21 protein-coding genes and 1 pseudogene are annotated in these 23,402 nt (G+C 72.0%); 6 read left to right on the top strand and 16 right to left on the bottom strand.

From position 1 onward, the window contains the following. Window positions 1-44 precede the first annotated feature (44 nt). The 6 genes from E1291_RS13065 to E1291_RS13040 are packed head-to-tail and all read right to left on the bottom strand — an operon-like array spanning window position 45 to window position 5,240. Window positions 45-581, bottom strand: a complete 537-nt coding sequence (locus E1291_RS13065; protein ID WP_131738041.1) for an LOG family protein — start codon at window positions 579-581, stop codon at window positions 45-47. Between the two features lie 4 nt (window positions 582-585). Continuing rightward, window positions 586-1,002 carry a VOC family protein gene (locus E1291_RS13060; RefSeq protein ID WP_131738040.1) on the bottom strand — a complete coding sequence of 139 codons (417 nt, stop codon included), beginning with the start codon at window positions 1,000-1,002 and terminating at the stop codon, window positions 586-588. 38 nt (window positions 1,003-1,040) lie between these two features. Then, window positions 1,041-2,042 carry a GNAT family N-acetyltransferase gene (locus E1291_RS13055; protein WP_131738039.1) on the bottom strand — a complete coding sequence of 334 codons (1,002 nt, stop codon included), beginning with the start codon at window positions 2,040-2,042 and terminating at the stop codon, window positions 1,041-1,043. Then, window positions 2,026-3,372, bottom strand: a complete 1,347-nt coding sequence (locus tag E1291_RS13050) for a PLP-dependent aminotransferase family protein (RefSeq protein WP_131738038.1) — start codon at window positions 3,370-3,372, stop codon at window positions 2,026-2,028. Before E1291_RS13050 ends, E1291_RS13055 begins: the two co-directional genes overlap by 17 nt. After that, window positions 3,373-4,110, bottom strand: a complete 738-nt coding sequence (locus tag E1291_RS13045) for a creatininase family protein (RefSeq protein ID WP_131738037.1) — start codon at window positions 4,108-4,110, stop codon at window positions 3,373-3,375. Further along, on the bottom strand, window positions 4,107-5,240 hold the full coding sequence (locus E1291_RS13040; RefSeq protein WP_131738036.1) for a Gfo/Idh/MocA family protein: 1,134 nt from the start codon (window positions 5,238-5,240) through the stop codon (window positions 4,107-4,109). Before E1291_RS13040 ends, E1291_RS13045 begins: the two co-directional genes overlap by 4 nt. 178 nt (window positions 5,241-5,418) lie before the next feature. Here E1291_RS13040 and E1291_RS13035 point away from each other — a divergent pair, with 178 nt between their 5' ends. Beyond that, a complete protein-coding gene (locus tag E1291_RS13035; protein ID WP_131738035.1) occupies window positions 5,419-6,381 on the top strand; it encodes a methyltransferase in 963 nt (320 codons plus the stop codon). Between the two features lie 41 nt (window positions 6,382-6,422). Here the strand turns inward: E1291_RS13035 and E1291_RS13030 are convergent, their stop codons facing one another. From E1291_RS13030 to E1291_RS13005, 6 genes are all read right to left on the bottom strand, one after another. Further along, window positions 6,423-7,913, bottom strand: coding sequence for an FAD-binding protein (locus tag E1291_RS13030; protein ID WP_131738034.1), 1,491 nt, complete (start codon window positions 7,911-7,913; stop codon window positions 6,423-6,425). After that, window positions 7,910-9,160, bottom strand: a complete 1,251-nt coding sequence (locus tag E1291_RS13025) for a DegT/DnrJ/EryC1/StrS family aminotransferase (RefSeq protein WP_131738033.1) — start codon at window positions 9,158-9,160, stop codon at window positions 7,910-7,912. The genes E1291_RS13030 and E1291_RS13025 overlap by 4 nt, the downstream gene beginning before the upstream one ends. 28 nt (window positions 9,161-9,188) lie before the next feature. Next, window positions 9,189-10,316, bottom strand: a complete 1,128-nt coding sequence (locus E1291_RS13020) for a glycosyltransferase family 9 protein (RefSeq protein ID WP_131738032.1) — start codon at window positions 10,314-10,316, stop codon at window positions 9,189-9,191. A 93-nt stretch (window positions 10,317-10,409) separates the two neighbouring features. Continuing rightward, complete coding sequence (locus E1291_RS13015; RefSeq protein WP_131738031.1) at window positions 10,410-11,258, bottom strand: sugar phosphate isomerase/epimerase family protein; 849 nt, start codon at window positions 11,256-11,258, stop codon at window positions 10,410-10,412. A gap of 32 nt (window positions 11,259-11,290) precedes the next feature. Beyond that, a complete protein-coding gene (locus tag E1291_RS13010) occupies window positions 11,291-11,866 on the bottom strand; it encodes a DUF4254 domain-containing protein (RefSeq protein WP_131738030.1) in 576 nt (191 codons plus the stop codon). Between the two features lie 56 nt (window positions 11,867-11,922). Beyond that, the gene (locus tag E1291_RS13005) at window positions 11,923-13,212 is read right to left on the bottom strand and encodes an MFS transporter (protein ID WP_165495093.1); all 1,290 of its coding nucleotides are present in this window, start codon (window positions 13,210-13,212) and stop codon (window positions 11,923-11,925) included. A 408-nt stretch (window positions 13,213-13,620) separates the two neighbouring features. On the opposite strand from E1291_RS13005, the gene E1291_RS13000 reads away from it, so the two are divergent. The 3 genes from E1291_RS13000 to E1291_RS12990 all read left to right on the top strand — a co-directional run bounded on the left by E1291_RS13000 (window position 13,621) and on the right by E1291_RS12990 (window position 15,681). After that, window positions 13,621-14,121, top strand: coding sequence for a GNAT family N-acetyltransferase (locus E1291_RS13000; RefSeq protein ID WP_131738028.1), 501 nt, complete (start codon window positions 13,621-13,623; stop codon window positions 14,119-14,121). Between the two features lie 57 nt (window positions 14,122-14,178). Next, window positions 14,179-14,964: a S1 RNA-binding domain-containing protein gene (locus E1291_RS12995; RefSeq protein WP_131738027.1), complete on the top strand. Its 786-nt coding sequence runs from the start codon at window positions 14,179-14,181 to the stop codon at window positions 14,962-14,964. Window positions 14,965-15,054: 90 nt separating this feature from the next. Next, on the top strand, window positions 15,055-15,681 hold the full coding sequence (locus tag E1291_RS12990; RefSeq protein WP_131738026.1) for a hypothetical protein: 627 nt from the start codon (window positions 15,055-15,057) through the stop codon (window positions 15,679-15,681). A gap of 4 nt (window positions 15,682-15,685) precedes the next feature. Here E1291_RS12990 and E1291_RS12985 read toward each other — a convergent pair whose 3' ends face one another. Both E1291_RS12985 and E1291_RS12980 read right to left on the bottom strand, forming a co-directional pair. Next, window positions 15,686-16,555, bottom strand: a complete 870-nt coding sequence (locus tag E1291_RS12985; RefSeq protein WP_131738025.1) for a class II glutamine amidotransferase — start codon at window positions 16,553-16,555, stop codon at window positions 15,686-15,688. A 115-nt stretch (window positions 16,556-16,670) separates the two neighbouring features. Continuing rightward, window positions 16,671-17,930: an alpha/beta hydrolase family protein gene (locus E1291_RS12980; protein WP_207400710.1), complete on the bottom strand. Its 1,260-nt coding sequence runs from the start codon at window positions 17,928-17,930 to the stop codon at window positions 16,671-16,673. A 248-nt stretch (window positions 17,931-18,178) separates the two neighbouring features. Here E1291_RS12980 and E1291_RS12975 point away from each other — a divergent pair, with 248 nt between their 5' ends. Then, on the top strand, window positions 18,179-18,475 hold the full coding sequence (locus E1291_RS12975) for a hypothetical protein (RefSeq protein ID WP_131738024.1): 297 nt from the start codon (window positions 18,179-18,181) through the stop codon (window positions 18,473-18,475). A 64-nt stretch (window positions 18,476-18,539) separates the two neighbouring features. Here E1291_RS12975 and E1291_RS12970 read toward each other — a convergent pair whose 3' ends face one another. Beyond that, on the bottom strand, window positions 18,540-19,658 hold the full coding sequence (locus tag E1291_RS12970) for a hypothetical protein (protein WP_131738023.1): 1,119 nt from the start codon (window positions 19,656-19,658) through the stop codon (window positions 18,540-18,542). A gap of 236 nt (window positions 19,659-19,894) precedes the next feature. Between E1291_RS12970 and E1291_RS12965 the strand changes: the two genes are divergently transcribed. After that, the gene (locus E1291_RS12965; RefSeq protein ID WP_131738022.1) at window positions 19,895-21,925 is read left to right on the top strand and encodes a phosphocholine-specific phospholipase C; all 2,031 of its coding nucleotides are present in this window, start codon (window positions 19,895-19,897) and stop codon (window positions 21,923-21,925) included. A 61-nt stretch (window positions 21,926-21,986) separates the two neighbouring features. On the opposite strand, the pseudogene E1291_RS12960 reads toward E1291_RS12965, so the two are convergent. Next, window positions 21,987-23,402, bottom strand: a pseudogene (locus tag E1291_RS12960) (hypothetical protein); the annotation flags it as partial.

Here is a 23,402-nt window from a genome sequence, read left to right as displayed (position 1 = left end):
CCGCGGCCCTCCTCTCCGACCGGAGGGGTGCCACGGCGTCCCGGTCACCGCTCCAGCACGTCCAGGGCCTCCCGGCCCGAGCCGACCACGGTGACGATGCCGGCGGCCTCCGGACGGACGAAGCCGGGCCCGGTGAGTCCCCGGATCCATTCGATCAGGCCCGTGTAGAAACCGTCGACATCGACGATCACGATGGGCTTTCCATGCATTCCGAGCGAGCCGGTCGTCCAGATCTCGAACAGCTCGTCAAGGGTTCCCAGCCCGCCGGGGAGAATGACGAACGCGTCGGATCGGTCGATGATGGCGGTCTTCCGCTCGGCCATTCCCCGGGTGATCCTGAGTTCGTCGGAGTCGTGGTCGGCGACCTCCAGGTCGACGAGCCCGCGGGGGATCACGCCGACCGTGTGCCCGCCCGCCGCCCGCGCGCCCTGGGCCACGGTGCCCATGAGGCCGACCCTGCCGCCGCCCGTCACGAGGACGTGTCCCCGCTTGGCCAGCTCGGTGCCGAAGTCCCGGGCGAGTTCCAGCCATGCGCCGTCCAGCGTGCGTGACGCGCCGCAGAAGACACCGATCGCCGCCATGGTCCTACCGTCCCCGCGCGTCGCGCGCCGTTGAGGGGACGAGCGGGGACGGGACGAGCGGCTGGTTCAGCTCGATGAGGTAGCCGTCGGGGTCGCGGACGAAGGCGATCCGCTCGCCGGGCTCCTCGAACGGCTCGCGGTCGATGGCCACGCCCTGGGCCCGCAGCGCGTCCACCCAGGCGTCGACGTCGTCCACCTGGAAGGCGAAGTGGAGCTCCGTCGGCGGGGCGAGGCGCCGCCCCGACTCGAACCACAGTTCCACCCCGGCCGTGCTGCCCTCCGGGGCGTACTGGACGATGGCGCCGCGCTGGAGCGGGTAGCGCGCGATCTCGCGCAGCCCCAGCCTGTCGCGGTAGAACTCCTCGGACGCCGGCAGGTCCTTCACGTCCAGCTTCGCGTGCATGAACTTGACGATGCGCATGTCGGTCACCTTTCGTGGGGCGCGCGGATGCTCAGAACTCAGGGGAGGCTGATCGTCGTGTTCTCCGCCTTGTGCGTCGCGTAGTCGAGCTTGTAGGGCGTCTCCCCGCGCATGAGATCGAGCGTGTGGAACCCCGCGGCGCGCAGGCCGATGATGAGCCGCCGGTTCATCAGGTGTCCCGGCGAGAGCCTGCGGAACTCCGCGTCGTACGTCGTCCGGTAGGCCCAGAAGGTGTCGCGGTAGGTGAAGCCGAGGTGGAAGGCGATCGAGCGTCCGTCCAGGGTCAGGTCGGCGAGCATGAGCAGCCCGGCGTCGGCGAGCCAGGACACCGCGCCGGTGTAGAACCGGACCATGTCGGCGTCGTCGAAGGTGATCTCGCTGTCCTCCCGGTGCACCCACTGCCTCAGGTGCAGCGCGATCAGCGTGGGCATCCGGGCGGCGATCTCCGCCGCGTCGACGTGCAGGTGGAAGGCGCTCGTGCCGAGCCGGTCGAGGCGGCGCTGCCGGTAGGTGTACTGGCGGGCGTGCTCGATTCTCGCGACCGCGTCGCGGTCGCGCAGGTCCAGCCGGTAGCAGGGGCTCGCGGTGGTCGTCGTCCAGGGCCGGCCGGCCGTCAGCGCGGCACTGAGCCCCGGCCAGGACGGCAGTTCGGCCAGGGCCACCCGGTCCCACTCGCGGCCGAGGCCCTCCCGCGCGTAGCGCAGCACGCGCCCGGACACCTCGGCCGGGGACGCGCGCGCCGGGTCGATCAGGACGTCGGGGTAGTCGGCGTAGGGGTCGCTCAGCATGCACAGCTCGGTCTCCCCCGCGCCGCCGCGCACCATCAGCGGCGCGACGGCGCAGACCACGCCGTCGCGCCGGAAGACCAGGACCCGCGGCCGGTGGTCGGGACGGTGGCGGCCGACGAACCGCCACCACGCGAGGTTCCACTGGTAGGTCTGGAAGGGCGTGACGGCGTGGCGCTCGGCCAGCCGGATCCAGGCCGGGCCGGCCGAGCGCAGCCCGGCCACGTCGCCGATCACCTCATGATCGAGCGTCATGCACCGATCCCCCCACGTACTGCGACCTGTCGTCGGACAGGGTGTCGGCGAACCGCTTCCACGCCACCCGCATCTCGTCGTCCCGGTAGCAGAACGAGGGCGTGAAGCCCGCGCGGAACTCGGCGACCTCGCCCGCCAGGGCCTCGGGCGGCTCGCCGCGCAGCACCACGGCGGCGAACGTCTCGGCGAGCCGCTCCATGTCGTCCTCGACGAGGCCGAGCTTGGTCGCCTCGTTGACGCCCATCCGGATGCCCGGCCCGCCGAGGCTCGGCAACAGGTTGTAGGGGTTGACGATCAGCCCGGCCGCGAACAGCCGCTCGCAGACCTCGTAGGGGTTCACCTCCGGGGGCGCCTTCACCCACACCTGGTGGGTGCGGGTATAGCCCTCGTCCGGCCGTCCCTGGACGGCGAGGCCGCGCGCGGCGAGCGCCGCCGCGAACGCCCGCGCGTTCGCGATCGTCCGCGCGGCGTACTCCCGGCCGCCGCGGTGCGCGAACTCCAGCAGGCTGATCCCGAGCGCCACCACGGAGGCCGGGTGGTGGTGGCTGATCATGTTCACGCCGGTGAGCGTGAGCCGCAGGGCGGTGTCCTCGGAGTCGGTGAACAGCACGGCCTTGTGCGGGCCGGGGAACGTCTTGTGGGTGGAGCCTCCGTAGGTGTCCGCGCCGGCCGCGAGCGGGTTGGTCAGCTGGCCGCCCCAGACCAGCCCGTTGACGTGGCTGGAGTCGATGTGGACGTGCACCGGCTCGGTCTGGGCTTCGCGGACGGTCGTCACCAGGTCGTGCAGGGGCAGCGGGCGCAGGGCGGTCGCGTGGTCGATGTAGACCAGGCTCGGCCGCCGCGTGCGGACCAGTTCGGCGAGGGCGTCGAGGTCGATCTCGTCGTAGTCGCCGAAGGGGAGGTCCAGCGGGACGTAGCCGAGCTTCTGCGCGACGTAGGAGGTGTCGGGGTGGCCACCGTTGGCGACCGCCACGGTCACGACCCGGTTTCCCGGGTCGCCGCCGTACGCGGCGAGCGCGAGCGTCATCCCGCTCAGCCCGGAGATGGCGTGCAGGTTCACGTGGGCCGCCCGCCCGAGGTCGCGCAGCAGCGGCGTCACGATCTCCTTCTGGATCCGGCCGACGATGCTCCCGCCCTGGAAGTTCCAGCGGCCGAACACCTCGTGCTCGTCGAAGAAGTACCGGCTGAAGGAGTCGGAGAGGAAGGCGGCCCGGGTCAGCGGGGAGATCAGGTTCTCGCTGGGCACCAGGCTGAACGACCGGTTGAACTTGCCCTCGTGCTCCGCCAGCGTCGCGAACAGGTCGTGGATGTCGGGGATGGCAGCGGACACCTAGTCCTCCGGAGGCGCGGCGGGCAGCGAGTTCAGGGTCGACACGAGGTCGGTGACGCAGGCGTCGAACAGCTTGCTCATCATCGTCGGGTCGTCGTGGCGGGACAGCCCGGCCTGCACGCCCGACGGCATGTACCGCCGGGCCGTCCGCGGGTTGACCGGGAACTGCGGGAAGTCGGGGCTGTCGCTCGGCTGGTGGACCTCGCCGGAGAACGGCTTCACGACGTTGAAGTCGAACGCCTCGTGCCAGGCGGCGTGCTCGGCGCCGGGCAGGCCGAGCGCCGCCTCGAACTCGGCGATGCCGGCCGCCATGCCCCGCCAGCCGTTGACGTAGTAGGTGGCGAGGCCGGGCCGGTCGATGGCCGCCTCGGACAGGATGCCGGTGATGACCTCGTTGCCGCCGTGGCCGGTCACGAACACCAGCCGCCGGAAGCCCTGCCGGTAGAGGCTGTCGATCATGTCGGTGATGACCAGCGACATCGTCACCGTGCGCATCGAGATCGTCCCGGGGAAGGTGATGGCGAAGGCCGAGCACCCGAACGGCATGACCGGCGCGCGGACGACGCCGGCGCGCTCGCAGGCGGTCTCGGTGAGCCGGTCGACGAAGTTCGTGTCGGCGGTGAGGCTCAGCTCGCCGTGCTCCTCGGTGGCGCCCAGTGGCAGGACGACCCTGCAGTCGACGGCGAGCCGGGCCTCCAGGTCGCTCCAGGACAGCTCGCCGAAGGAGGCGGCGGTCATGACGCGGCTCCCGCCGTGGTCGCGGCGGCCCAGGCGGGCGCCTCGGGGAGGTCGACGGCCTCGTCGCCGATGGCGCGGACCGCCTCGAACAGCCGCGCGACGTGCCAGGCGTCGGCGAGCCCGCCGATCCGGACCGGCGCGCGGTCCAGGAGCCGCTGCGCGAAGTAGTTGATCTCCTGGGCGTAGCCCTGGACGAAGACGTTGGCGTTGTAGGGCTGCCCCGAGTACTGGTTGACCTCCCAGTGCAGCGGCGCCTCGTCCAGCGGCGAGGTGTAGTCGCCGATCCGCCCGTACCCGCCGCTGCCGTCGCCGTGGTGGCCCGGCCGGTAGTAGGTGACGCGCGAGTTGTTGTCCACGACGACGTTGGCGCCCTCGCCGACGACCTCGATCCGCTCCATGTTGGACAGCTCGGACTGGCCCCATGCCATGTGCCACACCCCGGACGCGCCGGAGGTGAAGCTCATCACCAGGAACGCGGCGCCGTTGTGCGCGCGCTCCACCGAGATCCGGCTGATCGGCCCCATCAGGCGGTGGACGACCGAGGCGGGATGCGGCAGGTGGTCGAGCAGCCACATCATCGTGGCGTCGTCGCGGCTTCCGGGCGCGGGGAGCGCCTCGGGGTCGCGGATGAAGAAGCTGCTCGGACGGCCGAACTCCGGCCTCTGGATGATCTCGTGCACCCGGGTGACGGCGGGGGAGAACATCTTCATCAGGCCGACCCCGGCGAGCCTGCCGGTGCGCTCGCTGGTCTCGTGCATGCGCTCGACGTCGCGGGCGGTGGCGGCGGCGGGCTTCTCCATCCACACGTCCCGGCCGGACTCCATGACCTGGATCGCCTGGTCGGGGTGGCGGGGCGCGGAGTTCTCGTCGTACCCGGTCGCCAGGAACACCGCGTCGATCTCGACCGAGGCGAGCATCTTTCCCAGGTCGTCGAAGCTGTCGGCGGCGCCGTACAGCTTGGCGTAGTCGGCGGCGCGGCCGGGCACGGGGTCGCAGGTCGCCACCAGGTCGAGGGGGGCGTAGCGGAAGCTGGGCAAGATGTTGCGGAACGCCTGGCCGCCGCAGCCCGCCAAGGCCACGCGCGCCCGCCTGTCGAACTCGTGCTGGTAGGTCAATGCGCTTGAGAGCATCCTCTTCTCCTGCCTTGCGTCGTTGTCACTGATGGGACCGGGTCATGTCCGGAGCGGACGTCCCGGCGCGTCCCGGGGGCCTCGCGGCTCCGGCGGTCCGGGGACGCCGCGGCGTCGTAAACTTCAGGTCGCCGTCGCGGCCGGGGCCCCGCCGCGGGCGGTGCTCCCATCCATCGCGGTGCCCGAGAGGAAGGACCCCGCCGTGGCGGAACTCGACTGCTGGCACGTCGGCCGGGCACCGGAGGGCGCCGGGCGGAACACCGGCGTCGTCGCGCTGGCGGCCGGGGAGCGGGCTCAGGACGGCCCGGTGGTCCCGCTCTTCGACGCGCTCGACGGGGTCGCGCGGCGCGCGCCGCGGGTCGAGATCACGCTGCCCGTCTACCGGGGCAAGGCGCTGGTGCGCCTGCTCGGCTGGCTCGCCGTGCACCGGCTCGCCGAACCGGGCGCCGAGATCTCCTGGTGGATGACCAAGCGGCAGGGACCCGCCTCGATCCAGCGGATGCTCGCCGAGTCCGGCTGGCGGCTGGAGAAGGAACGCGGCGGCGGCGGTCTGGTGCGCCTGCGCGGCACCGGTCCCGAGGACGCCGAGGACGAAGGCGCGCCCGTGCCGCGGTCGTTCGCGGCCCGGGTCGGCGCACGCGAGCTGACGTTCTCCGCCGACTACGGGGTCTTCTCGCCGGAGCGCGTCGACGACGGCACGGACCTGCTGCTCCAGGTCGCCCTCGACGGCCCGCCGGTGTCGCGGCTCGCCGACATCGGGGTCGGGTACGGGGCGCTGGCCGTCGGGCTGGTCGCCAACGGCGTGGCCGGGTCCGCGGTCGGCACGGACGTGGACGCCATCGCCCTCTGGCTCGCCCGCGAGAACGCCCGCCGCGCCGGGGTCGAGCTGACGCCGCTGCTCAGCGCCGAGCCCGCCGACGCCGAACCGACCCCGCTGACGGTCTGCAACGTGCCGACCCACCTCGACGCGGACGAGACCAGGGCGTTCATGGCGAGCCTGGTCGCGCGCGGCCGCGCGGGCCGGCTCCTCGCCGTGGTGCACGCGAGCCTGGAACGCCGGTACGCCGCGCATCTCGCGCCGCTCGGCGCGCTGAGGACGCATCCCGGGCCCAGCCACGTCGTGTTCGAGACCGCACGCTGAGACCGCTCGCACGGCCGCCTTCCACCTGCCCATTCGTCCCCCTAGCCGTCGGCCAGCAGCGCGGCGAGCCGGTGCGCCAGCGCGAAGGTCGTCAGCGACGGGTTCGCGGCGCCGGTCCGCGGGAAGGTGGACGGGCCCGCGGCGAACAGCCCCGGCAGCCCGGCGAACTCGTGCCGCTCGTCGAGCACCGATCCGAGCGGGATCGTGGACGCCTCGTGCTGCTCGGACCCGAGCGGGAACGAGTAGGTGACGGGGGGCGAGCCCGCGGGCGTCGTGTCGGCGTCCAGCAGCGTGCGGGCCAGGTCGCCGCCGCCGTAGCCGGGATCGAACTCCAGCGGCGCGCCGGTCAGCGCGTTCCGCGCGCGGAAGTCGCGCCAGATGAGCTGGAGCTCGTCCTGCTGGAGCCGGATCAGGTCCCGGTCGGGCGGGCTCAGGACCGCGTCGATCACCGTGGGCCACGGCACGGCGCCGTCGGCCCGGCACCGCACCCCGCTCGCCATGGCCGGGGTCTGCTCGCCCATCAGCCAGACGTCCAGCACCGCGGCGTCCCGGGCGTTCGTCCGCAGGCTCAGGAAGAGGTTCGAGCGCAGCGACGGCGGGCCCGGGGCGGTCAGGAAGGCGCCCGCGCGCGCGTGCCCGGCGATCTCGGGGTCGAGCCGCGCCGGGTCCAGCACCGCGGTGAACCCGTGCGCGATCTTGTCGACGAGGCCGGGCAGCCGCGGCGCGTCCAGCAGCCCGGCCGGACGCATCGCCTGGATCGCGAGGCGGCTGTTCTCCACCGTGCCCCCGGCGAGCACGACGGTCCCGGACCGGACGGTGCGCGGCGTCCCGCCGTGCACGACCCGCGCGCCGGTCGTGCCGCCGGCCCCGGTCAGGACCTCCACCACATGGCAGGACGGCACGATCGACGCCGCGCGCCGGACGTCCGCGTCCTCCCAGTAATGCAAGGGCGTGAACGCGCGGTACCGGCCCGGGGCCGTCCCCCGCCGTACCGCGAGCGGCGTGCCGCGCAGCACCCGGTCGCCGAGCTTCAACTCGCCGCCGGCCCGCAGCGACTCACCGCCCGTCCACCGCGTGAGCTCGTCGGTCACCCGGGCGTACAGGGGGGCGCCGCCGTCCCAGGCGGTCGTGAGGTCGCGCACCACCGGCGCGGGCCAGTCGGGCGCGCGCAGCGCCCAGGGCTCCACCGGGAGCGTGACGCCGTGCCAGTACAGCGAGCGGCCGCCCACGCGCCGGCGCAGGCTCGCCACCCCGGAGTAGTTGCCGTGCGTCGACGTCCAGGGCCGCCAGTGGTGGCGGTCGGACTCCGGCTCCAGCCAGGTCCGCTGAGCCTGCGGGACGGTCTGGTCCCACCGGTAGTGGGTCGTGCCCGCCGCCGGACCGGACTCCAGCACCACGATGTCCGTGACGCCGCGCCGGGCCAGCGACGAGGCGACCGTCAGGCCCGCGAGCCCGCCGCCCACCACGAGGACGCCGGCCGAGCCGGGCGGCTCGTCGCGCAGCGCGTCGGCCACGCCGGGCGTTCCGGTCATGAGACGCCTCCCAGCGGCACGCCGCGGACCGACCCTGCGACGTCCCTGAACCGGGCGGCCACCCGCGCGACGTCCTCGTCGGTGCTGTCGGTGGAGATCCCGAACCCGGTCCCGGTGTAGTGGTCGGACATGCCGACCGAGAGCGCCACCGACCGCGCGAGGATGTCGTCGGTCCGCGGCAGGGCGCCGACGCGGTAGGACTCCTCGCCCGGCCCCGACCAGTTCTGGAAGGGCGACGCGCGGACGGTGCGCGCGGCCAGCCGCCGAAGCTGCGGCATGTCGCCGTAGTAGTGCTTGCCGGACTCGATCAGCCGGATCGTCCCCAGGCTCCGCGCGACCTCCGCCGCGAGCCCCGGGGTGTCGAACAGGTAGACCAGCGCCGAGGCGCAGTCGCCGCCCGGGTCGACCAGCCTGCGCCGCCGCGCGGACGGCAGCGTGCCGATCTCGGCCGAGAGGGTGTCGCGCAGCGCGCGGGTCCGGGCCAGGATCCGGTCCAGCTTGCCGATCTGCGCGAGCGCGACGCCCCCGGCCAGGTCGGTCATCCGCAGGTTCAGCCCGAAGATCGAGTCGCCCGGGGCGACCCCGGCCCGGTCCGGCAGGAACCCGTGGTCGTGGAAGGCGTAGGCGCGGTGGTAGCGCTCCCGCGAGGACGTCAGCACGAACCCGCCCTCACCCGAGGTGATCACCTTGAAGTAGTTCAGCGAGAACGCCCCGACGTCGCCGAACGCGCCCAGCCTGCGGCCGCCGACCGAGCCTCCGCAGGCCTGCGCCACGTCCTCGATCAGCGCGATCCCGTACCGGTCGGCGATCTCGCGCAGCACCGGCACGTCGGCGGGGGAGCCGAGCATGTGCACCGCCATGATCGCCTTCGTGCGCGGCGTGATCTTGGCTTCGACGTCGTGCGGGTCGAGGCCGAGCGTCTCGTCGATCTCGGCGAGCACGGGGACCGCGCCGGCCGTGACGACGCTCGCGATCGAGGCGATGAAGGTGTAGCCCGGCACGATCACCTCGTCGCCGGGCCCGACCCCGAGCGCCGCCAGTCCCGCGAGCAGCGCGGACGTCCCGCTGTTGACCGCGACGCAGTGGGGGACGCCGAACAGCTCCTCCACCCGGCGTTCGAAACGGTAGACGCAGGACGTGCGGCCCGCGCGCTCGTAGGCGTACCGCGTCATCGTCCCCGCGGACAGGGCCTCCAGGACGTTCTCGCGTTCTTCCGAACCCACATGGCGGAAACCGGGACCCGGCATCGACCGCCACCTCCCTCAGTCGGTGTTGTCAGCGTGTGGTCACCCGGCCCGCGGCGCAGCTCCGGGCGGGGACGCCCGCGCCGGCCCGCTCCAGCCGCTCCAGCGTGGCCGACCGGACCGAGCGGACCCCGATGCCGAGCCGGCACGGCGCCGGGCAGCCGGTGTACATGCGGGTGCACGTGCCGTTGACCTGCATCCCCGGGCACAGCCGGCCGATCGGGCTCTGCAGCAGCGTGAACCCGGGCGCCGCGGCGCCCGGCCCCCAGATGGAGGCGAGCGTGCTGAAGTACAGGCCGACGCCGGGCACCCCCTGCGCGGCGGCGATGTGGACGGTCGCCGTGTCCCCGGTCACCAGCACCGACAGCGAGCCGACCCAGCGGACCAGCTCGTCCACCCCGGCGAGGTGACGCACCTCGAACGCGCCGGGCGCGCATCGCGCGACCAGCTCGTCGAGCAGCGCGATCTCCTCCTCGCCCGCTCCGGTGGACACCGAGATCCGCAGCGACGGACGCGCGGCGCGCAGCTGGCCGACGAGACCGGCCCAGGAACGGACCGTCCACCGTTTCAGGGACGTGCTGGCGCCCAGGAACAGCCCGGCCACCGGCTGTTCGGGGGGACGGCGCGTGCCGGCGAGCCACCGCCAGTCCCCGTCCGGCAGGTCGCCGGCGTGCCGGCGGAACAGCCCCATCGCCTCGCGGGCGAACGGCTGGGGGCCGCCGCCGCCCCCGGGCGGGGCGTGCAGGTCCCAGCAGGTGATCTGCTCGCGCGCCGCCCGGTCCCGGAAGGCGAAGTAGGCGCCGTCCTTGGCCGGGTCGTGCTTGCGCAGGTTGATGACCAGGTCGATGCCCCGGCCGTGCAGGAAGGCGAGGATGTCGTCCCAGTCCCGGGGCCGGAACCGGCGCCACAGCGGCGGCAGCCCCGGCTCTCCCGCGACCGGCCGCGCCGGGTTCAGCGACGGCAGCAGGTCCCCCGGCAGGGGCAGGCCGAGGACGGTGCAGTCGATGTTCAGCCGCTCGCCCAGCACCGCCAGCAGCGGCGCCGACATCACGCTGTTGCCCAGCCCGCTGTTCAGCACGACCAGGGCGCGCCTGCGCGGGGCGGCCCGCCCGTCCGCAGCGGCTGCGGTGCCGGGATCCGGCTCAGAAAACGGTCGCATTGTCGATCCACCATCCCGTGGAGTCCTCGTGCGGTGACCGGCCGTGTCCGGGCCGGGCCCGGCGGCACCTCGGCGCGTTCACGTTCCGGCCGGTCAGCCGAACCGCGCCGTGATCAGTTCGCGCGACCGCACGAGCGCCTCATCGAGAGCGTCCCGGGCACAGTGCGGCTCCAGGTTGAAGTTCCCGGAGTAACCGATCCTCCGCAGTTCTTCGAGAACCATGTCCCAGGGGACGCTGCCCTCACCCAGATTGGTCACCACATAGCGCCGGCCGGCATCGGTGAAGATCTTCCAGCCGTCGGCGTACTCGTTCTCCGGGCCATCGAACGGAAGGATGTCCTTGACGTGGACGTAGGCCACGTACTGGCCGATCGCCTCAAGGGCTTCCTTCACATCGGTGCCGGAGCACTGGTAGTTCCCCGGGTCCAGGTTGAGACGGAAGGAATCGTGTCCGACCTTTTCCACCAGCGTGCGCAGTGAATCGGGACGGCGCGTGATATCGGAATGGTCCGGATCGAAGCCGAAGAGGTCGAACTCGTTCTCCAGCACCAGCGTCACCCCGGCCTGCTCGGCCAGGTCCAGCAGCGGCCGGACGGCCTCGGCGTACCGGTCGATGGCATCGGCGTCATCGCGCTCGCCGTGCCCGAAGTAGGTGTTGACCAGCGGTGCGCCGAGCGCGTGGGCGACGCCGATGGCCTCCGCCAGCAGCCGCGCGCTCCTGCCGTTGTCGCCGTAGAGCTCCGCGGGCGCGGCCACGCATCCCACCTTGAGGCCGTCGCCGGCCAATCTCGCGCGCACCTCCTCCGCGTCCCCGGCGGTCACGTTCCATGGCGCCCACATTTCGAAGGTGTCGAACCCGAGCGCGGCGATCCGGCCGACCTCCTCGTACATCGAGAGCACGCGCCGCCTGCCGATGATCTCCATCAGTCCCACGCTGAACATGTTCTCCACTCCCTTGCGGATCGGTGATCGGCTCAGTTCTTCCCGTAGACCTTGTGCGCGCGGTAGGTCCGGAAGCGGATCCGGCCCTCGGCCGACTGGTGCAGCAGGACGCGCAGCGCCTCCCGCAGGTCGGTCAGCTGCCCTCGAATCGCCTCCAGCCGGTGCTCCTCGTCCGTCCCCTTCTCCTTCGCGCGCGCGGTGGTGTGATGCACGCGCAGCGTCAGGACGGACAGCCGGTCGACGATCAGGCCCGGCGTCTCGGTGTGCGAGACGCCGTCTTCGCTCTGCGGCAGCGCGGTCAGCAGGGCGTCGTCCACCGCCTCGATGTAGCCGTGCCGACGGAGGTTGAGCACGTCGATCACGCGCTTGATCGCGCCGATCTCCGCGTCCGTGGCGTGCGCCCGCCGCGCGTCGTCCTCCCTGTCCCACAGCCGGGCGTTGCATTCGTGCAGCCCGCGCACCGCTAAGACGAGCTCCTCGTGATCTGGTTCGTGCTCGGGGTCACCCGGTGGATCTCCCAGCGACCCGATCGCGTCGAGCAGGGCGTCGACGACAGCGGGGGCGGACGCGGATTCGGTTACCCGCCGGGCGTGCTGTGCTTGCGACATCTTTTCCTCCGTGGGAGAAATCGCAGAACTTCTCTATCGGCTCCATCGAGGGACGGTCAGCGCACCCCGCGGACCCGGAAAATCACCAGCGAGCCGATCAGTGCGGTGATGGAAACGAGAACATAGAGAGCGGAATATCCACCGAGTGCCACCACCGGAACCGCCACGACCCCTCCGATGACATAGGAGCCCAGATTCGCGATATGGACGACACCGAGATCTTTCGCCCTGTTCTCGGCGGCGGGGAGCACCTCGGTTATCAGCGCCTGGCTCACCGCGATGTAGGCACCGAAACCGAGCCCGAAGACGACCGCGGCGGCGAGCACCGCGGACCAGCTCTGGAAAAAGGCGAGGGAAAGCGCGGCGGCCGCCATCGTGAGGCCCGCGGCGGCGACCAGCGGCCTGCGCCGTGCCAGCCGGTCGGACGTGATCCCGGCGGCCACCGCCGCGACGACCGCGACCAGTGAGAAGACGGTGACCAGCACGAGCAGCCGCGACTCGGCCCGGTGCGCCCCGCCCGCGTGCCCGTCCACCGCGCCCTCCAGGAAGTACGGAAGGTAGAGCGTGCCGACGGCGTGGGCCGTCATCATCAGCAGCCGCGCGAGCCACGCCCAGCCGAAGTCGGGGTGCCGGCGCGGGTCGAAGCCGAACGACCGCACGAGGGCGGCGGCCGAGAAGGGCGGCCGGTGCCACGGTTCGAGGACCGGGTCCCTGGTGAGCAGGACGAACGGCAGGGCCAGCGTCACCATGCCCGCGGCGAGCAGGAGGTAGGCGCCGGCGACGCCGGACGTCAGCCGCGTCACCAGCAGGCCGCCCGCGACCAGGCCGAGCGCCTGCGGCATGCCGACCCAGCCGGACACGGTCGCGCGCTGCTGCGGCGGCACCAGATCCGGTACCGAGGCGCTGAGGGAGGCGAACATGCCGCCCTGGAAGAAGTTGAACCCGAACCAGCAGCCGATGATGCCGGGCGCCGTGTCCTGGTACCCGAGCAGGACCAGGCAGAGCGCGCCGGCGATCGCCGTGACCAGCGTCCAGGGGTGACGCCGCCCGTGCCCGGACCCGAGGATCGGAACGGACCCGCGGGAGGTCCGGTCGGACAGGGCGCCGATCAGCGGCGTCGAGACGATCCCGGCCAGGCTGCCCGCCGCGTTGACCAGGCCGAGGACGAGGAACCGCCCCCCGGAGCCGAAGGCGGCCGCCTGGTCCGCGAGCTGGAACTGCGGCGGCGTCACCACCGCCATCGCCATTCCGAGATTGGCCAGAGTATTGGCGGCGATCCAGCCACCGGAGACCGGGACGACGGGTTCGACGAGAGCCGGCCCGGGCACGGCACGCGCCTCCGCCACCGCCATCACCTGACTTTCCCACCGAACTCATCGACCGATTCCGTGCCATTTGAGATCGCCTTGCTTCACGAGGTGACCGAGTTATCGGCAGCGTACGCGCATCGCCGCCCAAGACGCCATCGGCGCAGCGCTGTTTGCCTAATCGCACATGGCACCTGCCCCTTCAGGTCAACGCCCGCCGCCCTTTCGGGCAGATCTACCGCCGCATTCCGGAGAATGCGGCACCGCACCCAGCCTGATCAGCGGAAAGACCATTATCGGGCGCATCCACAATCGGCGTTTCGGGCGCTTGACCATGCTTGACCGGACGTCAGAACGCGACTTACCATCGCCGGTGGCCGTCTTTCCCAGAACGGCTCCGACCAAAATTCCGGCGACGGCCGGACTCAATTACAAGGAGAAAGTCCGGTGGGTGTCCAAACCGCGGTGATGAACAAGGACAGCATCGAGTCGCTGCTTCCGCTGCTCGCCGAGCAGCAGCGCTACTGCGGGCGCGAGATCGACCCGTCCCGAACCCGTGCGTTCCTTGAGGACTTCGTGGGCAGCGAGACGTGTTTCCTGGTGGTGGCCAGCCGGCACGAGGCGGCCGTGGGCTTCGTCATGGTGGACACCCAGCAGTCCACCCAGCGCGCGGCACGGGCCGCCTACATGCACGACGCCTACGTGACCGAGTCGGACCGCGTCATGGGGGGCGTGGGCATCAGGCTGATCTCCACGGCCTTCGACGAGGCGGCGCGGCGCGGATACGAGTTCGTCGAAGGCGAGACCGACACCGACAACGTCAACGCGCAGCGGCTGTACGAGGGCATGGCGAAGCGCCTCGGCATCGAGTACGTGCGGGAGGTCTCCGTCCGCTATCGAGGGGACATGCGGTCACTCGTCGAACGCGTCAGGGCCGAGGCGTCCTGACATCCGCGGCCCCCGGTGTCCGCGCCCCGAGTCTGTGCCAGGGTTACCGATGTGGACGTGGAGCGGGCCGCTCGGGCCTTTGTGGACGCGGTCCAGGTCGGCGACCTCTGTTCGGGAGTGGTCGCGGGGGTCACCGCCGTCGGCGACGTGACGGTGACCGTCGACGGTTTCGCGGACCGGCCGCTCGGGCGGATCAGCTCGTCCAACCTGACGCGGCACAGGTTCGGGCGCGCCCGCGTCGAGGACGCCGGCGTGGGACGGCGCGTCACCGGCGAGGTGGTCGCGGTGGACCGGCGGTGCGGGCTGATCGGGCTGGCGCTGATCGCGGACGGCGACCGGGAGCTGTGGGCGTTCCTGCGCGGCGTGCGGCGGGGCGACCGGTGTTCGGGGACGGTCGCCGCGGTGGAGCGGTTCGGGGTGTTCGTGGACCTGGACGACGGGCCCCGGCACCCCGTCTTCCCCGGCGTCGGTTTCATCTCGCCCGTCGAGGTGTCGTGGCGGCGCTTCGACGATCTCGGCGAGGTGGTGCGGTCCGGCCAGAGACTCACCGCCGAGGTGCTCGGGCCGGATGTCTACAACGGTGAGGTCAGGCTCTCGCTGAAGGCGCTGCGGCCCGACCCCTTCCGCCGGTTCGCCCTCGACGTCCGGGTGGGGCGCGCGCTCTCCGGCACCGTCACCGCGCTGGTCCCGTTCGGGTTCTTTGTCCGCGTCGCCGACGGCGTCGAGGGACTGGTCCACCGGGACGAGCCCCTGCGCGGCCTTCAGGTCGGCGACGACGTGGACGTCGTCGTCACCGAGATCGACCTGGACCGGCGCCGGCTCACCCTGGCCCGACCGGACTGAGTGCGCCGGGCGCCCGGCGGCGGCATCTTCAACGGGGCATGACGCCCGGTTTGCCCCGTGCTGGGTAGCGTCGGAGGGAGGAGGTGAGCGTTGTTCGGCCAGCGCCAGCCCTGTGTCCAGATCGTCAAGGGCCGGACGCGCGACGCGGAGCGCCTCCGGGAGGCCGCCGAGCGCTGGTACCGGGACGTGGCGCCCGGAGCCAAGGGATGGCTGGGCACCACCGGCGGGGTGACCGACGACGGTCTGCACATCGGCGTGACGCGTTTCGCGTCCCCGCGAGCGGCCCACCGCAACGACCGGCGGCGCGCGCAGGCGCGCTGGTGGGCCGAGACCCGTGACCTGTTCGAGGGCGACGTCACCGTCGAGATGTACACCGACGTGGAGACGTTCGGACGGGGCGGCTCCGACGACGCGGGGTTCGTCCAGATCCTGCAGACCAGGGTCCGCGACCGGGAGGCGGTACGGCCGTTCATCCCCGACGGGGCGCAGCGGATCCTGAACCGGCGGCGGCCCGACATGATCGGCGGCCTGTTCTGCATCCGGCCCGACGGGTTCTGCCTCGGCGTGGCGTACTTCACCTCCAGGGAGGCGGCCCGCAAGGGCGAGCAGACGCGGATGCCGCCGGAGTACCAGTCCTGGCGCGACGAGCAGATGAGGTACTTCGACGAGGACGCCGTCTTCTACGACCTGAATCTGCTCTGGCTGCAGTCCCCCTGACCGGTCAGGCACCGCTCTGGGAGGCGGCGGCGTGGTCGCCCAGCTCGTCCAGGGTCAGCAGGTGGCGCGGCGGCCCGTCGACGACGATCTCGCTGGTGACGTCGAGCCGGTCGTCGACGTGCACGAGCTCCCCGGACCGCAGGGCGCGCCATCCGGGATCCTCGTCCATCCGCTCGCTGGCGACCGCGACGGACGGGTGGGCCGACAACGCGCCGACGCGGGCACGGATGCGCCCGGAGGCGCTCGCGTGCTCCAGATGGCGCCCGCCGTGGGCCCCGCCCGCGGCGCGCCGCAGCACGAACAGGCGGTGCGTGTCCGGGTAGCGCAGGGCCCACAGGTCGGTCGGTGTTGTGAGGATCAGGTTGAGGGCGTAGATCGGCAGGTTCGCGGCGATCCACCGCGCGGCGTCGGCGATCGCCGCGCCCACGTCGCCGCCGTTGGCGTCGGCCCGCTTGGTGATCAGGGCGAAGAACCGCTCGGAGTCGGTGTCGCCCGCGACGAGGTCCCGGTCGGCACCGAGCTCGGCGTCCAGCGCGGGCAGGTCGTGGACGACGCCGTTGTGCGCGAACAGCCGGCCCCGCTGCTCGAACGGGTGCGTGTTGCGCGGGTCGAGGCCGCCGGTGGAGGCGAAGCGGACGTGGGCGAGGAACGTGGTGGAACGGCGTTCCTTGGCCTCCCTGGCGAACGTCCGATCCAGGTAGGCGGCCTCCGGTTGCTTGTCGACCTGCGGAGCGCCGTCGGCCCCGAACACGCCGAGCCCCGTCCCGTCGGGTTCCCGGCGGCTCTGCTGGGCGAGGCTGTCGCGCGCCTCCAGCAACCAGAACGTGGCGTGCACCCGGTGCGGCGCGGCCGACAGCCCGAACAACCGGCACATGCGTCCTCCTGAAGGGAGCGTGTTCTTGCTACCTACCGTCGGATCCGCCCCGCTCCCTCTCGGATTCGTCAATTTCGTCTCGGAGACGGTGATGAGTGCACCAAGGCGGACAGCGTCAGGGCACGAACGTGATCTCCGGGTAGCGCGGGGATGGCCCGGACAGCAGGTGGTCATCGCGGTGACGCAGGTGAAGATCGAAGAAGGAGCCCAGGTAGGCGCGTTCGGCGGCGACGGCCCGGCCGGCGTCGATCGTCCCGATCCTCTCGGTCAGCTGGGCGACCACCGGGGGCGACAGCGGGAGCGCCTCGATCAGCTGCCGTGCCAGCGGAGCGTCGTCGGTGTAGGTCTGGTGCCCGGAGTCGCGCAGGCGCAGCTCACGGCGCCAGCCCCGCAGATGACCCCAGAACTCCTCCCAGGTGGGGTCGTTGTCGCGCCCATGGGTGGCGTTGCTCATCAGCAGGAAGGGACGATCCAGGCCGGTCGAGGCGACCGGGCCCGGAATGGAGCCGTCCAGGTCGGCGCCCGCGAGGACGCGGGGATCGCGCGCCATCACCTCCGCGGCCGTGGCACCGCCGAGCGAGTGACCGAACATGCCGATCCTGGACAGATCGAGGGACCCGCCGAGCCCGCGGGGCAAGCGGCGGTGGCCGGCGTCCGGATTCCCGCCGGTGTTCAGCGCCGTGATCTCGTCCAGGACGAACCGGGTGTCGTCCCGGCGCACCCGCATGATCCTGGCGATGTCCTCCTCGGGATCGCGTGGTGCACGGCCCAGTTCCAGCCTGCCGTGGGGAAACTCCACGATCGGGGCCTCGTGGGTGTGGTCGATGGTGACGACCACATATCCCCGGCTGGCGAGATCCTCGACCAGCGCGGTGTTGAGCGCGCGTATGGAGTTGTAGCCCGGGGAGAAGAGCACGACCGGATGGCGGCGGCCCGCCGCGACCGGGGCGTTCCAGCCCGCGTGGGTCGCCGGGAGTGCGACCTCGTCCAGGGACGTCCGCAACTGCTCGCCGACCTGCTGCTTGTACAGCCTCGACGCCGCGGGCGGCAGCCACGGGGCTCGCCGGTGTCCTTCGCCGCTCCGGGACGGGTACCACACACTGATCATCAGTTCGCGCGTGGACGAGGTCCACGGGTCCTGACGCGCATGGTCGACGAGGTGCAGCGACGTCGTTCCGATCGCGTGCGCGCCGGTCGGCGGCGGCAGCGTCAGGTTCACCTGCCCTTCTGGTGAGCGCGCGTCACCGTCTCGCACGGTCTCGACGGCGGGGACGTGGCCGGCCGCGGCCGTCCCGGTGACGGCGAGAAGCAGGCCCACCGTCCCGGCCGCGGTAAGGGCGGCTCGGCGGGTCAGGCCGTGGCGGATCGTGGTCACCGGGGGCATCTTCGGCGTTGCCGGCAGGGGGATCATGCGCCGATGATCGCAACCCGGCGGCGCGGTGAGCAGCACCCCGGACGCGATCTCAGGGGGAGATCGGGGAGATCCCGGAGTCACGGGCCCGGGTACATCCCGGCCCGTGTTCCAGGGGCAGGGTGGCCGTACGGGCCCGGCGCTATGGGCCGGAGGCTGTGTTGCAATGGTAATGAGCGCGATCCAGAACCTGAGACGAGGAGATGGCGCAGATGAGTGGAACGCGCACCGAGGTGTGGATCGCCGCCCATGAGGGACGTGACCTCATCCGCGCCGACGCTATCGTGATGCTCCGGTTCGACGAGACCGGGCGGCTGACCGCGCAGCTCCACGACCAGCCGCAGGTCAGCGTGGCCCTCCTGGAGGGGACGGCCCTGCGGCGCCCGCCCGCGGACTTCCACCGGCAGCTGATACGAACGGTGAGCCAGCTTGAGGACTCCAGCGGCGCCCGGGTCGTCCACGCCTCCCTCGGCACCGATGGCTGGCGGTGGGTGAGCGAGCCGCTGTAGCGGCGGCCCGGAGTGGCGGCGGCCCGGAGTGGCCGGGGCGCCGGGCTCGGGCATGCCGGGCGGGTCAGCCGCCGGTGACGATCTTCCATTCGGGGTCGTTGCAGCTGAAGGTGCCCGCGGCGGCCTGCTGGAGACGCTTCTCGCCGCCGTTGGGCGCCAGCGGGTCGGTGACCCGGACGTTGGCCACGCCGGACTGGGCGTAGATCGCCGGCGTGCCGCGCGGGGTGGCCACGGGCTGCTTCGCGCCGCCGGACCACTGGCAGCCGGAGAAGACGATCTCGTCCGCGCCGCCGCCGATGAACACCTGCCCCTTCTCGCCGGCCCGCCCGGTGGCCCCGGGATTCGTGCAGTTGTTGAAGAACCAGAGGTTGGTGAAGGTGTGGCCCTCGCCGGAGTGGATGTAGAGTGCGGCTCCCTGGCACGCGGTGTCCTTCGTCCTGCCGGTGGAGTCGAGCAGCGTCCCCTCGAAGCTGAGGCCGCCGTAGCCTCCGTCGATCCGGAAGGCCGACGCTCCCTGCGGCGTGACGTACAGGGCACCGACCCGGGTGCGGGACATGGACGTGAAGTACACGTAGGCGGCCGCCGTGGGCGGGACGCTCCCGCTCAGATAGTTGCGCCCCTGCGTCCAGTAGAAGTTGTCGGAACCGGCCAGGCGGAACTGCACGTCGCTTCCGTTGTTGCAGTACATGTCCTGGATGGAGACCCGCAGGTGCCGGGCGTGCATGACCGAGGAGAACCCGACCCAGCCGAGGGAGTGGAAGTCGGCGTCCTTCATGATGGGGCCGCCGCCGAAGTCGGTGGTGCGCACCATCCAGTCGAGACGCGTCTTGGCGCGGAACTGGACGCCTTTGAACCACAGGTTCGACACGTCGCCCCCGGGCATGGCGAACAGCGGCTTGCCGGTCACGGTGACGACGCAGGACGGCCCGCGGGTGGTGAACTCCCGTTCGCCGGCGCCGACCGGGCCGCTGACCCGCAGGCCGTCGAAGAGGCGGTAGGGCCCGCCGCCCAGCGTGATCTCGCCGTTGGGCAGCACGATCGTCGGCTTGTAGGTCTGCGCGGCCGCGTAGGAGAGCGCGGCGGCCCATCTGGCTTCCCAGGTTGCTCCGGCGAAGGACTCCAGCACCGCGATGCCGGGCAGGGACGCCGCGGCCGCCGCGCCGCCGGACGACTGGCGTTTCATAGGTGTTCCCTTCTTCACTGAGAGTAGTTGACTCCGAAGAACGGGACGTGTCATGACAGCCGGCGGTAGAGCCTTTTAGGGCCCGGCCGCCCCCTGATCGTCACCTTGACGCCGGGCGGACGCCGCCTTCGTTCGGCGTTACGAGCGGCGTCGCGTACCGGTCGCGGAGAATTCCCTGACCTCTGCTGGCCTGGTCCCTCCCCCATCGCAAGGCCCAGCAGGAAGGCACTCCAGCCATGACGGAAGTCAACCGGCGGCGCTTTCTCCAGGTGGCGGGCGGAGCAGCCGCCCTCACCGCACTGCCCGCGAGCATCGCCAAGGCGGCGGCGATCCCGGCGCACCACCGCACCGGCACGATCCGCGATGTCGAGCACATCGTCGTGCTCATGCAGGAGAACCGCTCCTTCGACCACTACTTCGGTTCCCTTCGGGGCATCCGCGGCTTCGGCGACCCCCGCCCGGCGATCCTTCCCAATGGCAAGACCGTCTGGCACCAGCCGGACGGAGACAAGGACGTCCTGCCCTTCCACCCGGACGCGGACGACCTCGGAATGCAGTTCCTCCAGGGCCTGAACCACGACTGGAATGGCGGCCACAAGGCCTGGAACAACGGCAGGTACGACCAGTGGATCCCCGCCAAGACGGCGACGACGATGGCCTACCTGACGCGTAAGGACATCCCCTTCCACTACGCGCTCGCCGACGCCTTCACCTTGTGCGACGCCTACCACTGCTCATTCGTCGGCAACACCGACCCGAACCGCTACTACATGTGGACGGGCTACACCGGCAACGACGGCAGCGGGGGAGGTCCCGTCCTCGCCAACGACGAGCGCGGCTACGACTGGACCACCTATCCGGAACGGCTGGAGAAGGCCGGTGTCTCCTGGAAGATCTACCAGGACATCGGTGACGGGCTGGACGCCGCCGGAAGCTGGGGCTGGACCAACGACGCCTTCATCGGCAACTACGGCGACAACTCCCTGCTGTACTTCAACAAGTACCGCAACGCCAAGCCCGGCGACCCGCTCTACGACAAGGCGCGCACCGGAACGAACGCCAAGGCGGGCGATGACCTGTTCCGCATCCTCAAGGCGGACGTGAAAAGCGGAAATCTCCCTCAGATCTCCTGGATCGCCGCCCCCGAGGCGTACAGCGAGCACCCGAACTGGCCCGTGAATTACGGCGCCTGGTACATCTCCAAGGTCCTGGACGCGCTGACCGCCAACCCCGAGGTGTGGAGCAAGACCGTCCTCCTCGTCACCTACGACGAGAACGACGGTTTCTACGACCACGTCGTGCCACCCTCCCCGCCGCTGTCACCCGCGCAGGGACGGTCCACCGCCGATCCCACCAACGAGGTGTACCCCGGCTCCGCGAGCTACGTGAAGGGCCCCTACGGGCTGGGCCAGCGCGTGCCCATGTTCGTCGTCTCCCCTTGGAGCAAGGGCGGCTGGGCCTGCTCCCAGGTCTTCGACCACACCTCCATCATCCAGCTGATGGAACGACGCTTCGGGGTGCGCGAGCCGAACATCTCCCCCTGGCGCCGCGCCGTCTGCGGGGACCTCACCTCCGCGCTGGACTTCGTCCGCCCGAACGAACGCGCGGCGTCCCTCCCCGACACCGGCGCCTACACCCCCAAGGACCACCAGCGGCACAACGACTACGTGCCCACCCCACCGGCCAGCCCCGCCCTCCCGCTGCAGGAGCCCGGCCTCCGTCTCGCACGTCCGCTGCCTTACGAGCCCAAGGTCGACGCCAAGGCCGGACGCGGGAAGTTCACCATCGAGTTCGGTACCGGCAACAACACGGGGATCTGCTACACGGTGACCTCCACGACCCAGCAGGGCGGCCCGTGGTCCTACACCGTCCACGACCGTAAGAAGCTGACCGAGAGCTGGGACGTCAGCGGCGCCTACGACTTCACCGTGTCCGGTCCCAACGGCTTCCTGCGCACCTTCGCGGGGAACGGTGTGGGCCCCGAAGTGAGCGTCCGTCACCATGGGGGCGCCCTGCAGCTCATCCTGACCAACAACGGCCGATCCGCTCACCGGGTCACGGTCAAGGACGCCTACCGCGACCACTCCACGACCTACACGATCCGTCCGGGCGACCAGGCCGTCCACACCGCCGGGCTCGGCCGGGCCAACTCCTGGTACGACCTCACCGTGACGTCCGTGAACGACGAGACCTTCGTCCGCCGCGTGGCGGGCCACGTCGAGACCGGGCGTCCCAGCACGACCGACCCCGCGGTCAACAAGCGCTGAGCGCGCCCCTCCGCACGACCTGACGGTGACCGGACCCGGGGCCCGGGTCCGGTCACCGGCGCTAGAGGATCGTGGCGCTCCACACCACCGTGACGCTGTGTGCGGTGCCCTGAGCGTCGCTGAAGGTCAGTATCCCCTCTCCGGGAAGGCCGATCAGGACGGTCCGCAGCGTGACCGTCACCTGGTCCGTGGCGCCCTTGGCGATGCCGCCCTGCATCCGCGACAGGACGAGGCGGCTCGACGAGGACGCCGCGGTCCAGGTGACGGGGCCGCCCCCGGCGGAGAGCCGGATCTGAGCGCTCCTGGAGGTGCGCAGCTCGATCCGCCCCGGGTTCACGGTGAGGACGCCGGGGTCCTCCGGGGAAGGCGACGTGGAGGGCTGCGGCGTCTGCTGCTGCGACGGATGCGACGGCGAAGGGGACTTGGCGCCCCGCTCGTCCTTCTGGGGCCGGACGACCGGCCCGCCCGGGTGCCCCGGAGCGCCCGGTCCGGACCCCGCCGAGCCCCCGTGGCCGCCGTGCCCCGGACTGGCGCCCGGGGACTGGCGGGTGACCGACGGCTGCGGATGCGTGCGGAACGGCGGCCACGACAGCGAGTTGCCGCCGAGGCCGGGGCCCATCACGAGGACGGCCACCAGCGCGACGACCAGCGCGCCCGCCATGCCGCCGCCCGTGAGCAGCCACCGGCGCGTGAAGGGGGACGGGACGTCCGGCTGGCTCGGCAGGCCCTCCGGCGTGAGCGTGCCGCCCCGCGCGGCGATGTCGGCGCGATATCCGGCCAGTTCCGGATCCGTGGCCGTGTGCATGACCCGGTGGCGGAGCGCGGCGGGCAGCACCGGCGCGGGCGCCGTCCTCAGCAGGGCCGCGGCGCGCACCCGGCCGCGTTCGCGGCACTCCGCACAGCCGATGCGGTGCCGGTCGAGCTCCCGTTCGTCGGCCGTGGCGTGCGCGTCCCCGTCCCTGCGGTGCAGGGTCTTCCACAGCGCGCCGGAGAGCGGCCCTCTCCGGCCGTCGGCGCGCCCGGCGGCCCTCCGCGAGGGGCCCGTGCCGCCCGGCGCGGGAGCGCCCTCCTCGCTCAGGTGCCGTCCGCCCCGTCCCGGCGGCCGGATGCCCGAGGCCGGCGGCTCCACGCCCCCGTGCCCGCCTTCTCCGTACCCGCCGTCTCCCAGGGGCTCCTCGGAGTCACCGGCGTCCTCCGGCGAGCCCCAGGCGGGCCTGGCCTCCCCCTCACCGCCCTCCTGGGCCTCGTCGGCGGGCGGTTCCTCCGGGTTCGGCGCATCCGCTTCCGCCGAGGCGCGGAGGGTCCGGGCGGGACCGCTGGGCGAGGCCGCCGGGGCGCCCGGGTCGCGGGCGGCGAGGACGGCCACGGGCGTCGGATCGGCCCCGTCCCCGGGAGCGGCGCCGTCCTGGGTGAAGTCGCGGGTGAAGCCGCCCTCCACGTCGTCCAGGAGCTGGTTGCGCAGCCGGATGTTGGCGAA

Origin of the sequence: Actinomadura roseirufa, assembly GCF_900659635.1 — a bacterium.
GTDB lineage: Bacteria > Actinomycetota > Actinomycetes > Streptosporangiales > Streptosporangiaceae > Spirillospora > Spirillospora roseirufa.
The sequence above is the reverse complement of the archived record's forward strand: the minus strand, read 5'-3'. Positions and strand labels throughout refer to the sequence as shown.

Coding starts and splice junctions, on each gene's coding strand:
- E1291_RS13065 (WP_131738041.1), bottom strand. CDS start 581: ATGGCGGCGATCGGTGTCTTCTGCGGCGCGTCACGCACGCTGGACGGC.
- E1291_RS13060 (WP_131738040.1), bottom strand. CDS start 1,002: ATGCGCATCGTCAAGTTCATGCACGCGAAGCTGGACGTGAAGGACCTG.
- E1291_RS13055 (WP_131738039.1), bottom strand. CDS start 2,042: ATGACGCTCGATCATGAGGTGATCGGCGACGTGGCCGGGCTGCGCTCG.
- E1291_RS13045 (WP_131738037.1), bottom strand. CDS start 4,110: ATGACCGCCGCCTCCTTCGGCGAGCTGTCCTGGAGCGACCTGGAGGCC.
- E1291_RS13040 (WP_131738036.1), bottom strand. CDS start 5,240: ATGCTCTCAAGCGCATTGACCTACCAGCACGAGTTCGACAGGCGGGCG.
- E1291_RS13030 (WP_131738034.1), bottom strand. CDS start 7,913: ATGACCGGAACGCCCGGCGTGGCCGACGCGCTGCGCGACGAGCCGCCC.
- E1291_RS13025 (WP_131738033.1), bottom strand. CDS start 9,160: ATGCCGGGTCCCGGTTTCCGCCATGTGGGTTCGGAAGAACGCGAGAAC.
- E1291_RS13020 (WP_131738032.1), bottom strand. CDS start 10,316: ATGCGACCGTTTTCTGAGCCGGATCCCGGCACCGCAGCCGCTGCGGAC.
- E1291_RS13015 (WP_131738031.1), bottom strand. CDS start 11,258: ATGTTCAGCGTGGGACTGATGGAGATCATCGGCAGGCGGCGCGTGCTC.
- E1291_RS13010 (WP_131738030.1), bottom strand. CDS start 11,866: ATGTCGCAAGCACAGCACGCCCGGCGGGTAACCGAATCCGCGTCCGCC.
- E1291_RS12985 (WP_131738025.1), bottom strand. CDS start 16,555: ATGTGCCGGTTGTTCGGGCTGTCGGCCGCGCCGCACCGGGTGCACGCC.
- E1291_RS12975 (WP_131738024.1), top strand. CDS start 18,179: ATGAGTGGAACGCGCACCGAGGTGTGGATCGCCGCCCATGAGGGACGT.
- E1291_RS12970 (WP_131738023.1), bottom strand. CDS start 19,658: ATGAAACGCCAGTCGTCCGGCGGCGCGGCGGCCGCGGCGTCCCTGCCC.
- E1291_RS12965 (WP_131738022.1), top strand. CDS start 19,895: ATGACGGAAGTCAACCGGCGGCGCTTTCTCCAGGTGGCGGGCGGAGCA.